Raw genomic sequence first — 14,317 nt, 5'->3', positions numbered from 1 at the left:
AGTTAAAAAGCATAAATAAATTCTATATGTTTAAAAGAAATTTAAGGAGCGTTTTTTGTACATAACAACATGGTATTACCTACTAAAAGGGTATTGGCATGAACCGTTTCAAACGTACTGCCTTGCAAACGATGATCTATATTTTCTATTTTAAAATTATTTTTCAACAATAATTCTATAATCTCTTTATAATCTGTATTAAAATATTTTTTTAAATGATTTACATGTATTTCAACCAAGAGCGTCAAATTTTCTATTTGGAGCGTCTTTTCCATCCCAGAAAGCGCTAAAGCTTCAGCGCCTTCAATATCAATTTTAATAAAATTGGGTTTGAGTTGCTCTGCGTCTATAAAATCATCAATGCGCATACACGGTACTTCAATACTATTGGCATGTACACCAGAATTAATAACCAAACCGGGATTAGGATCTTTTAAGTTTTTAATTTTTATAACACCAGCTTGGTCGGAAACAGCAGCATGACAAATGTGTATATTTTGGAGGGCGTTTTTTTTAGCATTTTTTTCAATGAGCTGGCACGATTTTAAATCGGTATCAAAAGCATAGACTTGGCCATGTGGTGCTAATGCAGCGGCTAAACATGTAAAATACCCTAAATGCGCGCCAATATCCAAAACCACATCTTGCGGTTGAATATAATCCGTAAAAATTTTAGTGGCTATGGGTTCGTGCAAACGTTTCCCGCCATACCGCGGATAAAACCAATGCCTGGAATAAGCGTCTGAGGTATCATATACGACATGGGTTCCTGAAATATGCAACGCCCATGTCTGGCGTTTGGCATAAGGTAAAAAGAGGCCTTTAGAATACCATTTTTGAACAGGATCCCAAACCCCTATACGTCGTACTATTTTTTTAATTAGTTTTTTCATAATTATAAACAAAGATTATCGATTAAGGATTAAAAGCTTATTTAGCTTTCGCACTCTTATTAACAACTTTTGCAATGGTATCTATATGTGTTTTTAATGTAAAGTGCTGTTTAACATGCAAACGAGCATGCATACCTAATTCTTTAGCTCTTATATTATTGCTTAATAAACTACTTATCATCTCGGCCATTAATTGAATATTATGTTCTGGAACTAATAATCCTGTTTTATCATGTTCAATTATGTCTGGGATACCTGCATGTTCTGTAGACACAACTGGTATACCTGTTGCCATGGCTTCTAAAATTGCAACAGGAGTGCCTTCACTATCTCCGTTTTTTGCTATTACTGAATGTTGTACGAAGATTAGAGACTCTTCTAACAATTCCCTTTGTTGTTCTTGATTAATAACGCCTAAAAACCTTACCGAATTGTTTATTTTAAGAGCTCTTACTAAGTCTTTACAAACATTTAATAATACACCGTCACCAGCCATAACTAAAGTTGCGTCTGGAAATTTATTAAGGACTTCTTTAAAGGCAAGGATGGTAAGATGTGGTGCTTTCTTCTCAACGAAGCGTCCTACGGCTAATACTTGTTTTGATTCTAATTTAGGCTGGAGCTCGAAGAAAGAACTATCCGGTCCTGCAGGAGAATAGATAATTTTAGATTCTGGACAGTTTAATGCTAATAAATTAGTTTTCATATGCTTTGAAACAACAATAACAGAACTTGCATATTGAAATAACTGCTTATACTTTTCTTGATATTTTTCTAAAACTGAATATAAGGAGATGTCATAGCCTAAAGCAATAGGTATTATAGGCATTTTCAAGTCTTTACACACATCTAACACCTCAGCTCCTGTTATTAAATACTCTGCAAATACCAAATCTACTTCATGACTTTTTAAAAGCTTTTTTAATTGAAAGGCTTTTAAAGATTTTGGTTTTTTACCTAAGATTTTTCTTAAAACATTAACGTATTTTATATATAATCGTGAAATTAAAGATGGTTTATCTTTATGTGTTAAATATGGTAGTTTGTCACCAAAAACAACAATCTTTTCAAAAGGCAAAAAGTCTATATGATTTTTAATAAAAGTCTCAGTTGCTGTAGATTTATTAGGTGTTAAAATTGCTATTTTCATCTTTAAGCGTAGTATTTTTTTAGAAGACTACTAATATATTGCAAATTAGCACGCTTCTCTGTTTCAATAGTATCTAAGGCAGGTGCTATTTTTGAGGTATCTATTCTTAACCTATTTCCTTTATCTATTAAATTTATTGTAGCTTTCTTAGACAAGAATTGTTCTATCAATTTTACAATGTCTGTAACCAAAAAACTTTTCCTAAAAGCAATATTAATCGTTTCATTATTAAAATCATTATTTAAAACATAGTTTGCTATAAAAATAACATCTTCAATATCTATAATATTACGTTCTGCTTTTTGCCAAAGTGTTATTTCTTTATTCTCTTGTATAGCTTGAACTAAATAATTTATTAAGGTATTTGCATTGCCACGTTTCCCAACAACATTTGATACTCTAAAAATAATATAACTATCACAGTTTTCAGCAATGTATTCTTCAACTTTAATTTTATGTTTTACATATAGATTTTTTTTAACAGATTCATCTTCTATACTACAGGTACTAAAATACACCAATTTAGATTTTGGATAATCTAAAATGATTTTTTCTAATAAGTTTAATTCACGTATAAATGCTTTTTCATTAGTCTCGGTTGAGTTTGATACACCAGAGGCAAAAATAACAACCTCATCATTTAAATAATACTCTTTAAAAGCCTGAGCCATTAAACCATTGCCTATAACCATAATTAAAATTAATTGATTTGCAGTTTAGAGTTAAAATAATTTTTAAGAAAGCTAAAATAGCTAAATTTAGAGCACTTTATCTTATAAAATGAGATTCTAAAAATCTCTTTAATACTATGCAGTTTAAACCATTCCTGCATCATTTTTTTTTCAGCAACTGCATTATCTAAGCCCATTTGTGTAAACATATGGCTTCTTATTATTTTTTCTTCTAAAAGTCGTTCTTTTTTTTTAGTAGTATTATTATGGTTTCTACTGGTTAAATTATGATTGCGAAAATTGTTTAAATTAAGATTAACAAACCTAACCTTTGTATGCTCTAAAAACTGCAACCAAAAAAACCAATCGCCACACATTTTCATTTCTAACAACGACTGATTAAAATAATTGGGGTCTACTAATTCTTTTTTAAAAACTACAGCGCTTGCGTTGGGTATGACATTTTTAACCATAAGGTAATTTTCTATAAAGTCAGCACCTTTCATTGTAAAATTATCTTTCCAAATATTAGGTATAAAGTTATTTGTATAATTAATTCTATTAGAAATTACTGTCCCTTTATAATCTACATCAATACTTTGTGCGTAACACAAACCACAATTCTTATCCATACTATTTATAAGTATTTCTAAAAAGTCAGTTTCGCAGTAGTCATCGCTTTCAGCAATCCATATAAACGCACCTTTTGCCAAAGCAATACCTTTTTGCCATTGCTTAAAAGGACTGCCATAATTGGCTTCATTTAATACAACATGGCTCACTTTAGGGTGATTTTGATAGGATTTTAATAGTTCTATACTCCCATCGGTTGAAGCATCGTCTAATAAAATAACTTCGTAATCTTGAAACGTTTGATTAAACACAGAATCCAGTCTCTGCTTTAAATAAGACTTATGATTATAGTTAGGTATAATAACGGAAACTACAGGCTTCATTATTTTAAATGTTTTTCAATTATTTCATATAATTGAGGGCAAATAAGTTCTGGAGTAAATTTTGAAAAAGATTTTTTATTTTGTGCTCCATGAGAATCTTTTATTTCACTTTCATTATAATAAACCATAACATGTTCTGCCATAGCCACAATATCTAGATAAGGCACTATAAAACCACCTCCTTCTTTTAAGATTTCATTAGTACCTACAGCTTGATCGAAACTTATGATAGGCTTACCTATTAATCCAACTTCAATACACACTAATGGGAATGGGTCTTCTCTTGAGGTCATTAAAAACACATCAAAAGCATTAAAATAAGGTGCTGTATTGTTTACTTCACCAACAAAAGTAACATTATTTTCTAGTTGTAATTTTCTAATATCTTCGTCTATTATAGGTGCAATAGATTTAGGTAATTTCCCAATCCATTGAAATGTAATATCTGCTTTAGGATAATGCTTATTTATATGATTAGCTACTAACAAAAAGATATCATATCCTTTTCTCCAATGTACCATTCCAGAAGCACCTACCACAAATTTTTTTTTATTTTTTTGTGTATTAAACACGGTGTCCTTTTCTGATACTTTAGCACATTCATAAACAACTTTTACTTTTTCCTTTTGAATATTCCAACGTGCAATTAAATTTTGCTTCACCAATTTAGAAGGGACAATAAGAATATCAATGTTTGGCAAATAATTTGAAAGATTAGGTAGTAAAGTCTTTATTATAACCTGTAACTCATGTATATGAGCGATTAACTTGCTATTAGAACTGTTTTTGCTTATTTCAACGCCTAAAGGGACTGATAATACTGTATTGGTATAAATAACTTCATAATTGTTGGCTGCCATCAGGTTAATAAAAACTGCTTTTTTATCCTTAAGTTTAAACAATTTTAGTTTTTTTAATATACGCTGTGTAATAGTTAATGGTTGTGTTTTTATACACTCCTGATAATTATAAAAATTATGGCAAACGTTTTTAAAATCTCCTTCCATATTACCACCTCTTATTGCTATAACATCTGCTTTAACTTGGGGCTGGTGTACTTGTATCCAACGTAATAAATACAATAACACCATAGGAGCACCTGTGCGAGTAGTATCATGAGAAATAAATAAGAGATTTTTCAAAGATGTAGTTTTAAACTTATTCTATTAAAGTATTCGTATAGTTTATATTTAGCGTATGCCAATATATCCTGACCGCGTTTAGCTAAGCTAGCTAATATGGCATAGGTATTTATTTTCTTGTTACGTAAGGTTACTTTATAAATAGATTCTATTAATAATTCTTTTTCTATAATTTTAGTAAACTCTATATGTTGTTTATAGGCTAAAATTAAACTTTTATTATTGGTATGCAAACTTCCATGTACGCCGGCATGATGTATTCTATAAACAGCCATAGTATCTTTTAAGATTCTTCCTTTTTTATTTTTTGAATTATAAAGTACACTTAATATCAAAGCTAAATCACCAAAGGGCACCGTAACAAACCAATCTGGCACCTTATCAAATAGAGCACGTTTATAAACTATTGAGCAGGTAGCAGTTCTATTTGCAAGAATATAATCCTGAATGGTATAATCTGTATCTTTTATAACACCCGGAATACCTGTATGAGCCGTTTGTGTTAATAAATTTTGTTGTTCTGTATTATGAAAACAAATACCATATTCTGGGTTGTTTTCTAAAAACGCCACTTGTTTTTCCAGTTTTAAAGGGTCTGTCCAATTATCATCTCCTTCACAAATAGCAATATATGTTCCATGACATTTTTCTAATGCAAAAATAAAATTGGGCATCATACCCAAATTATGCTCTTGATTGAAATACGTTATTAAATGCCCTTTAGCATGTGTATCTATAACAGATTGTATGATTTCATGAGTTCCATCTGTTGAACAATCATTAGATATAATAAGTTCTATACTAAAACTAGTTGTTTGCATTAAAATACTTTCAATAGTTTGTTTTATATATACTTCTTGATTGTAGGTAATTAAGCAAATACTTGTATGAGGCTTTTTTATCATATTATTCAAAAGGCTTATACTTTTTTTTTATAGTTGCTGGAACACCGGCAACCATACAAAAGTCCGGAACATCTTTTGTTACAACAGCACCAGCAGCAACTACTACACCCTTCCCTACTTTAATATCCTGCAATATGGTTGCACCACTTCCAATATGTGTAAAGTCTCCAATTTGACATCTACCAAGAAGTACGGCACCAGGAGAAAGTTCTACATAATTTCCAATTGTAACATCATGTGTTACAAGTGAATTATAATAAACAATAACGCCTTCTCCAATAGTGACATCATTTGAAATAACTGTATGTTCAAAGATATTACAGCCAGGATCAATACAAACCTCATGTTTACCAATGGAAGCACGGTTACTTATTGTAGAAACAAGCCTGCCTCCCATTTCTTTAAATTTATTTGATAGTTTAAACCGTATATATGGATTACCTATTCCTAGAACAAAACGTTTGTCTTCCTTATTTAAATAAGTTTTAGCCGCTTCAACATTATTTAATATAGTATAAGAATCGTATAATAATGTAGGTCCATTAACGGTTACATCATCATAAAATACAAGTTGTTGGGTTTCATCCTGTTCCTGTTGATAAATTATTTCTAAAACTTCTTTTGCAAAACCTTTTGCTCCAACTATTATCATAAATTCTCTTTTATAATCTCAATTATTTTATCAATCTCAGCAGATGTTAAACCCATATATAAAGGCAGACATAAAATACGAGCAGCAATACTTTCTGAAATAGGCATTGTATTTCCTTTAACATATTTAATAGTATTTAAAGAGGGATAAAAATACCGTCTTGGAAAAATGTGGTTATTCTCTAAAACTTTCTTTACTCTTAAAAGTTGCTCTTCAGATTTAAAAATAACTGGAAAATAAATATAATTCCATTGTAAATCTTCTCGTAATTTTAAAAACTTTAAATTGGTGTTTTTTAAAGCATGATAGTATTGATCTACAATTACTTTACGTTGTGCTATTATAGTTTCCAAATATGGAAATACCGCTAACCCCATGGCTGCTTGCGGCTCACTCATTTTTGCATTAATGCCTAAACCATGAAAATTTTCTGGGCCATCATGCCCAAAATTATGATGATGAAACATGGTGTCAAAATAATCTTGTTTACAAAACAAAGCCCCTCCTTCTCCGGTATGAAATAATTTGGTAGCATGAAAGCTACAGGTACTTACATCGCCATACTCAAAAATACTTTTACCTATATATGTCACACCAAAACTATGTGCGGCATCATAAATAACTTTTAAACCATGTTTTTTTGCAATAACTTCAATAGCTTCTATCTCACATGGATTTCCAAAGACATGAGTTGCTAAGATAGCTGAAGTTTTTGATGTAATAGCAGCTTCAATTTTGGTTTCATCTATGGTTAAATATTCTGGATGAATATCCACAAAAACAGGCGTGCAACCCTCCCAAACAATACCGGAGGTAGTTGCTATATAGCTAAATGGGGTGGTAATGATTTCGCCTTTTAAGTCTAATGCTTTAATTGCTATTTGTAAGGGCAACGTACCATTAGTCATGGCTAACACATTTGGCACATCTAAATACGTTTTCAATTTAGACTCCAACTCTTGTACCAAAACGCCTCGATTGGTCATCCACCCAGTTTCCCATGCTTTTTTTAAAATAGCCTGATATTCCTCTTGAGGTGGTAAAAATGTTTTGGTAACCGTAATCATATTTTAATTTTCATCTTATAGTAGTCCAAGACACCTCCTTTTTTTATAAAAGCTAATTCAACCAACCATAGAACATTAGGATGAAAAGGTCTATTTAAATCTGTAATATCAAAAAGTGTATACCCACTTTCGTCCATAAAATTAATCATATTCAAGACACTATTTTCAAACATTTTACAGTTAACACTTGCTTCTACCATAAAAATTTCTGTTTTTCCAAATAGAGAATCTGCTCCTTTTAATACGTCTATATCCAGACCTTCTGCATCAATTTTAATTAAATCTGGAAGTGGTAAATTTGGTGTTTTTTTAACTAATTCATTTAAGGTAATAACCGGTATTTCTATTTGCTTAAAACCTTCAGTTTCGGCTTCTTCTTTTGTATATCTAAACGAGCTACTATCATCTCGGTTGGTTACTGTAAATAAAAAATTTCCTGTTTTTGCACCAGCTCCTACTGCATGTACTTTTATTTTAGAATTAGAATTCAGTAAATCTTGAAAAGAAGCTTGCAACCACTCTTGGGGTTCTAATAAGGAATAATAAGCATCAGGAAAGTGTTTTAAAGTTTCTCTTGTCCATACTCCATGATTAGCACCAACATCTATAATGTGTTTGGGAGAAAAACCCATTTTTTTTACATTAACAAACAATGTCTCCAATAAACTAACTTTATGCGAATTTAAACTTTGAGTTTCTGCTTTACTATATCCTAGTTTATTCATTAACGAATCTATTGGACTTTTAAGCTTTTTCTTTAAAGCTTTAGGCACTATTTTTTTTAATATAGTCACTTATAACACGATATTTAATTTATACTAATTAACTCTGAATCTAATAAAAAAGGGGTCCACATTTGTTTATCATGTACTATTTGTATGGTAATTGTTTTATGAACTTTATAATATATATTTAAAGATTCTGTTTCTGAAGCAGTAAATGTAATATTGTAGATTCCTTTTGATAAATAGATGTTTTTTAATAAAACTGAAAAATGGATGTATTCTGAATTTTCAATTGCATTTAATTTTTGACCTTTTGGGTATATTTCAGCAACACCTCTTTGTTCTTTATCATAAAGCACCAATGAGATATAAGGTGTTTTTGTTAATGATATATTTTTAATTTTAAAATTTAACTGTATCGTATCTCCCCATTGTACATGATAAACATTGTCGATTGGCACCAAGCCTTCAATGGATGATGTCTCTAGCTTCAAACTACTATCAGAGTAAACTTCACTAGAATCTTCACCAGTCATAAATTTATTATAATAATAATCGATTCCTTTAGACACATTCTCTCCTTGAAATTTAACCTCTCCTTTCTCCATTAATATTACTTGGTTACAGATTCGGCTTATCATGGGCATGTTATGAGATACAAAAATAATAGCTGTATGTGGTAAAATAGTATCTATAGTTTTAAAACACTTTAGAATAAAACCCAAATCTCCTACAGCCAACACCTCATCTATAATCAAGACATCCGGTTCCATTTGAGCCGCGACTGCAAAACCAAGACGCACTTTCATACCAGAACTATAATGCTGTACCGGCATATCAATAAACTCTTCTAACTCGGAAAAAGCAATAATATCTTCTAGCTTGGTGTCTATTTCTTTACGGCTAAAGCCTAAAATAGCTCCATTATTATATATATTTTCACGTCCGCTAAGAATGGGGTTAAACCCAGCTCCAAGCTCTATTAGCGCTCCAACTCTTCCTTTTATGGTTACTTTTCCTGCATCTGGATTAATAAGTCCGTTAAGTATTTTAAGCAAGGTAGATTTTCCAGCCCCATTATGCCCTATTAATCCTAAACACTCTCCTCGACGAAGCTCGAAATTTATGTCGTTGACTGCCCAAAATTCTTTCGGACGCAAGACCCGTTCAAGATTAGAACCACGCACCCCACTTATCAAATCCTTCACCCCATACCAAAGACTTGTTTTTAGGTCCTTGCAAAACTTTTTGCTCAAGCCTTCTACTTTTACAAGGACTTCCTTAGAATCTATTTGTATGTCTTTATTTTCTGTCATTTTTTTGTGAAACGGATTTGTAATTCGTGAATCGGAAATCGTGAATCGTTTCATCTCTCACTATATCTCATTAATTAATCTCCACTTATCATGTCACTTCTTTTTAATATAGTTACGATACCCTAATAAGAGTTTCTTAACTTTTATTAAATAGGTGTTAATCTTATCATTTTTATTTAATAATTGTAGCCGTTCTGCTATAATAACCTGCGTCTCCAATTCTGCCAGCGACCCTAAAGCAATGCTTATAAATTGTAACAATTCTTTATCACTCTTTCTTGCGCTACCTTCTGCAATATTTGAAGGTATAGAAATTGCTGCCCTTCTCATTTGAGACATCAGACCAAATTTTTCGCTATCAGGCAAATTATGTGTCCATGCATAAATCACTTCAACTAAATCCATAGCATATTTCCAAACATCCAAATCTTTATGATCCATAACTAACTACTAACAATTCACTAATCACCACTCACGTATCACTACTCACCATTCGCCACTAAGCACTCAAACGTTCTACAATAATAGGAATTGCAATCCGATACACAATAAGTCCTAAAAATAACAATGGAATACAGACCGCAACCACACCAAAAAAAAATGGCAAATAGTCTGGACTAAAACCAACTACCAAATCACGAGCGGTTAAAACAATGGGCGTAATGGGATTCCAGGTCATAATGGTTTTCATAAGTCCAGTCTCTGGTATTGCGTAAACCACCGGCGTGACATACATTATAAACTGCATGCCGAATGCTATAATTTTTCCAATATCTTTATAAAGGAGTCCAATAGGTGTCACAAACAAGCCTAAGGTGGTTCCAAAAAGAATGGCCCCCATTATTGCAACAGGAAATAATAGCAAACTCCAATGGTATCCTACACCATAAAAAAACACAAAGAGCAATAATAGAATAACTTTTATGGAGCTATCAAATAGTAATTTATAAATTCCTGAAAGCAATAAAGCTTCTTTAGGAAAATTAATTTTAGTTAGAATGCCCTTTGCAGCTTGTGTGCTTTGCATGGGTGAATTGATAGAAGCCACAATAATAGACCAAATAAGCGTACCTGTAAAAGCATAAACCGGATAAGGGACACCAGTATCTGATAATTTTACAGTACCACTGCTATTTAAGATAATCCACACAAAAGCTGTAGCTAAAGGGGTAACAAAAGCCCATATAATCCCTAAATAAGACTGCCTATATAAGGCTTTAATATCTCGTTCCGCCAATTGTCGCGCTAAAAATCGAGACTGATACATATCCTTTAAACTCGCTTTTAAAAGTGCTCCAAATTTTATAGTACGTTCTTTTTGATAAACTCGGGTTTCTAAAGCCATGATGGGTTTCTAAGTATTAAAGAAGATATCTTTTTTGGTTAGGGCTAATATAAACAAAGCCTTGTAAATAATGAAACATTAGGAATTAAGAATTGAAAAATGTTTTAGAGTCTAAAGAGAAAATAAATTAGGGATAAGGCTATTGGTAAATTCCAAATTCCAATTTTTGATTTTGTCAAACGGATAATGATAGTCATTGAACCTAGACGAAATGAATCTAAAGGTCGAAATGTCATCCAAGAATAATCTAAACATCAAAACCTTCAGCTTGCAAGAACACAGGTAAAAAATCTAAGTGAAACCATTCGTTATCTGGCTCTAAGGTTTCCATATAAAAACCATCGCCAATGGCTTTACTTACTACAAGTTCCCCCAATAAATCCAATAGAATGTAATGAATGTACACTAATAATTTATCTTCATCCATGGGTGGATTGATCTGTGGAAAGTTAGTGAGATGAAATATCAAATCAAAAGATCCCTGTTTGCCCTCTCTATCCATAGGAATCCATCTTAAATCGCTTGGTTTTATGGGGAATTCTTCGAATTCATAAGAGGCATCCTTGCCCTTGCTTATAGCCTTAATATCCAACCTAGCTTGCAAAAATTTAGTTACCTTCCATTTTGGAATTTTAGGTGCTAAACCCGCCAACTGTGTTACAAATAACATGGCATCTTTACGTCCATTGGCCGTAAGTGTTAAGGTGGCTTTCTGATCCTTTTTTGGAAAGCCAATCACATAGGTCAAGTCTGGGTGGTAGCTGCTTAATCTCGCGTTAAGCTCATTGAGATAATAGGCTTGTTCCTCTAGGCTAAATTCTTTCAAATAGTAGAAGGCTTCATGATACTCATAAAACCATTCCCAAAAAGCGTTTAAAGATGCCATAATATAAAAGTTTTTTTGCAAGCTTATCTTTGTGCCCACTATATTACGCTGTCATTGCGAGGAACGACGTAGGTGAGACGTGGCAATCTCATCAATGGAACATGTGATTGTTTTAAACAGATTACTCATGCATTAGTATTTTTAAAAATAGGTGTTCCCTCTTTCGGTCAGGCAGGCATAAATACTTTTTTAAACCTGTAATTTACAGCCTGCAAACAACTTAACAACAAACACTAACAATTAAGCTATCAACTCTTCTCCGTCAAGATCTTCCAAATCACGTCGTAATTTTAAATCCTTTGGAGTCATGAAGATATCAAAATCTTTGTGATACAAATAACTCATATCCCCTGTTTCCAAAACGTACTTTTGATACTCGCGACGTATTTGATCTTCATCTAATGGATTTTTGTCAAATAAATCGGTGTTAATATAAATAAACACCACATGAATCGGAAAGTGAAAACAACTACAAAAATCATAAATACTAATGACCTGTTGTTTTCCCAACTGTCTTTCATCGCGTATATAAGCCATCATGTTTCTGGCGGAACGCATACATAAACCCGTCATCTGATGGATGTCTGTAGAACTTAAAAATAATTTTTTCTTACTCATAATACTACTATTTAAAGGATTAAAAAACTAATAACTAATTGAATACAAGATAAGTAAGATAAACTATGGCATAATACAAAATTCTTATATTTTCGATAAAATACATAAAAAGTGTAGTCTTTATTTTACATAATATCTAATTTGTCGGAATAAATTGACTTTTAAACGATTTGAAGATCGATAAACGGTAAATTAATCAAGAATCAGACTACAATACGAAAATAACCCACCAATAGATCTTGACTTTTTAAAATAGGGAACATTCACTTTTGGTGCTGTCAAAAATAGCTTCCCAACAGCTTAAGTATAGCTCATGTATGGCTCAAGTATAGCTAATGTATGAGGAGTGTATGAAAACAAAATATCAAAACACGTCTTAAAACAGGTCTGACAAAAAAATTTAGGACATAAACGGAAAAGATGGTTTGCTATATACCTAAACGGAAATCTGGAAAAATTGACACGAAACACTTCTATAATTTTATCCTATCAGAAAATCATTTGCTAGCATCCAAACAACACTTAGGAGCCCGTGACGTAAGGAGATCAAAATGACCATCTGTTAAAATTATTGTTTAACATTTTAATACCATAATAAGATGGCAAAATTAAAAAGCTTAATAAAGATCGAAGGAACCCTAGACGATCTGACCTTTTATAAGGGCAAAGATGGGTTTTTAGTGAAAACGAAAAGTGGTGTAAGTGCCAATCGAATTAAAAACGATCCAGCATTTGCAAGAACTCGTGAAAACGGTACGGAGTTTGGACATTGCGCAACCAGTGGTAAAATACTAAGACGAGCCATTCTAAACCTATTATCAGATGCTAAAGATGGGCGAGTAACCTCGCGTTTAACAAAAGTGATGACTTTAGTTAAAAACCAAGATCTGACATCTGCTCGTGGGCAAAGACAAGTTCCAGTCGGTTTGACAACCAATCCGGGTCGTGACGTATTAAAAGGTTTTGACTTTAATAGCAATGCCCTTTTAAGTGCTGTCTTGCTAAGCGATTTCAGTTTAAATCCAGCAACAGGAGAAATCACCATTTCAGATTTTACTCCAAATCATAATTTAGGAATTCCAGGTGGAGCAACACATGTAAGCTTTATCTCTGGGTTTTTAAATTTAGATTTTGTTACTGGCGACAAGGACTTACAATTAAGTCCTGTGCAAAATATGATGATTAATGCTACAACATCAAACATCATATTAACACCAGCTGGAGTACCTGCAGGAACTGGAAATGAGCTCTTCTTTCTAAAAGTAGCCTTTTTCCAGGAAGTCAATGCCGTGCAATACCCTCTTAATAATGGAGCCTACAATGCGCTTCAATTAATTGAGGTCTTATAACCCAAAGGGTGTCGTAGTTAAAAGCGAACAGGAACCTGTTCGCTTTTTTATTGTCATTCAGAGCAAACACAGTAAAGCGAAGAAACCGCAAGGTTCAGCGTAGCTAATCTCATGTCATTCAGAGTGTAACGCAGTGAAACGAAGAATCTCTGCTCTTTTTCTAGAGATTCTTCAGTCGCTAAAAAGCTCCTTCTGAATGACACAACCTTGTCATTCAGAGCGTAGCGAAGAATCTCTTACTCTAACTCTCATTCTTTTTCACTATCTTAATTTGATGAAAACAATAGGGACTCATAATTACTATGTTTACATTGTAACCAACAAAACAAAAACGGTACTTTATACAGGTGTTACTAACAACCTAAAAGAACGCCTATATTATCATAATAATCCTTTACCTTTTTCTAAAGCTTTTACTACAAAATACAATTGCTTTTACCTGATATATTATGAACACTTTCTAGAAGTAAACGATGCAATCAAAAGAGAAAAACAAATTAAAGGCTACAGCAGAGCAAAAAAAGAAACTTTAATTAATGCGTTTAATCCAACTCGTAAGTTTTTAAATGATTTTATCTAATTCAAAACACCCTCTTAGACTACGTCGTATCTCATGTCATTCAGAGCCCAATGTCATTCAGA

The 14,317-nt window shown here is 32.3% G+C and carries 16 protein-coding genes; 2 read left to right on the top strand and 14 right to left on the bottom strand.

Going from position 1 to position 14,317, the window contains the following annotated elements; translation table 11 throughout:
* Positions 1–41: 41 nt before the first annotated feature.
* The 14 genes from OS191_RS00765 to OS191_RS00700 form a co-directional block, all read right to left on the bottom strand.
* Positions 42–893: an FkbM family methyltransferase gene (locus OS191_RS00765; RefSeq protein WP_267153799.1), complete on the bottom strand. Its 852-nt coding sequence runs from the start codon at positions 891–893 to the stop codon at positions 42–44.
* Positions 894–930: 37 nt separating this feature from the next.
* Entirely contained in the window at positions 931–2,043 is a 1,113-nt protein-coding gene (locus OS191_RS00760) for a glycosyltransferase (RefSeq protein ID WP_267153798.1), read from the bottom strand.
* A gap of 2 nt (positions 2,044–2,045) precedes the next feature.
* Positions 2,046–2,735, bottom strand: coding sequence for an NAD-dependent epimerase/dehydratase family protein (locus tag OS191_RS00755; RefSeq protein WP_267153797.1), 690 nt, complete (start codon positions 2,733–2,735; stop codon positions 2,046–2,048).
* Between the two features lie 8 nt (positions 2,736–2,743).
* Positions 2,744–3,670, bottom strand: a complete 927-nt coding sequence (locus OS191_RS00750; protein ID WP_267153796.1) for a glycosyltransferase family 2 protein — start codon at positions 3,668–3,670, stop codon at positions 2,744–2,746.
* Entirely contained in the window at positions 3,670–4,812 is a 1,143-nt protein-coding gene (locus OS191_RS00745) for a glycosyltransferase family 4 protein (protein ID WP_267153795.1), read from the bottom strand. Before OS191_RS00745 ends, OS191_RS00750 begins: the two co-directional genes overlap by 1 nt.
* Complete coding sequence (locus tag OS191_RS00740) at positions 4,809–5,717, bottom strand: glycosyltransferase (protein WP_267153794.1); 909 nt, start codon at positions 5,715–5,717, stop codon at positions 4,809–4,811. The genes OS191_RS00745 and OS191_RS00740 overlap by 4 nt, the downstream gene beginning before the upstream one ends.
* A gap of 1 nt (position 5,718) precedes the next feature.
* A complete protein-coding gene (locus tag OS191_RS00735) occupies positions 5,719–6,369 on the bottom strand; it encodes a NeuD/PglB/VioB family sugar acetyltransferase (protein ID WP_267153793.1) in 651 nt (216 codons plus the stop codon).
* Positions 6,366–7,436: a DegT/DnrJ/EryC1/StrS family aminotransferase gene (locus tag OS191_RS00730; RefSeq protein ID WP_267153792.1), complete on the bottom strand. Its 1,071-nt coding sequence runs from the start codon at positions 7,434–7,436 to the stop codon at positions 6,366–6,368. The genes OS191_RS00735 and OS191_RS00730 overlap by 4 nt, the downstream gene beginning before the upstream one ends.
* Entirely contained in the window at positions 7,433–8,161 is a 729-nt protein-coding gene (locus OS191_RS00725) for an FkbM family methyltransferase (protein WP_267153791.1), read from the bottom strand. The genes OS191_RS00730 and OS191_RS00725 overlap by 4 nt, the downstream gene beginning before the upstream one ends.
* A gap of 83 nt (positions 8,162–8,244) precedes the next feature.
* Positions 8,245–9,477: an ABC transporter ATP-binding protein gene (locus OS191_RS00720; RefSeq protein WP_267153790.1), complete on the bottom strand. Its 1,233-nt coding sequence runs from the start codon at positions 9,475–9,477 to the stop codon at positions 8,245–8,247.
* 93 nt (positions 9,478–9,570) lie between these two features.
* A complete protein-coding gene (locus tag OS191_RS00715; RefSeq protein WP_267153789.1) occupies positions 9,571–9,918 on the bottom strand; it encodes a four helix bundle protein in 348 nt (115 codons plus the stop codon).
* 58 nt (positions 9,919–9,976) lie between these two features.
* On the bottom strand, positions 9,977–10,822 hold the full coding sequence (locus OS191_RS00710) for an ABC transporter permease (protein ID WP_267153788.1): 846 nt from the start codon (positions 10,820–10,822) through the stop codon (positions 9,977–9,979).
* Between the two features lie 247 nt (positions 10,823–11,069).
* Positions 11,070–11,708 (bottom strand): hypothetical protein, encoded by a 639-nt coding sequence (locus OS191_RS00705; protein WP_267153787.1) that lies wholly within the window; start codon positions 11,706–11,708, stop codon positions 11,070–11,072.
* A 240-nt stretch (positions 11,709–11,948) separates the two neighbouring features.
* Positions 11,949–12,326, bottom strand: coding sequence for a hypothetical protein (locus OS191_RS00700; RefSeq protein WP_267153786.1), 378 nt, complete (start codon positions 12,324–12,326; stop codon positions 11,949–11,951).
* 599 nt (positions 12,327–12,925) lie between these two features.
* Here OS191_RS00700 and OS191_RS00695 point away from each other — a divergent pair.
* Entirely contained in the window at positions 12,926–13,675 is a 750-nt protein-coding gene (locus OS191_RS00695) for a hypothetical protein (RefSeq protein WP_267153785.1), read from the top strand.
* A 274-nt stretch (positions 13,676–13,949) separates the two neighbouring features.
* On the top strand, positions 13,950–14,255 hold the full coding sequence (locus OS191_RS00690; protein WP_267153784.1) for a GIY-YIG nuclease family protein: 306 nt from the start codon (positions 13,950–13,952) through the stop codon (positions 14,253–14,255).
* The last annotated feature ends 62 nt before the right edge of the window (positions 14,256–14,317 follow it).

This window comes from Xanthomarina sp. F2636L (genome assembly GCF_026410195.1).
GTDB lineage: Bacteria > Bacteroidota > Bacteroidia > Flavobacteriales > Flavobacteriaceae > Xanthomarina.
The sequence above is the reverse complement of the archived record's forward strand: the minus strand, read 5'-3'. Positions and strand labels throughout refer to the sequence as shown.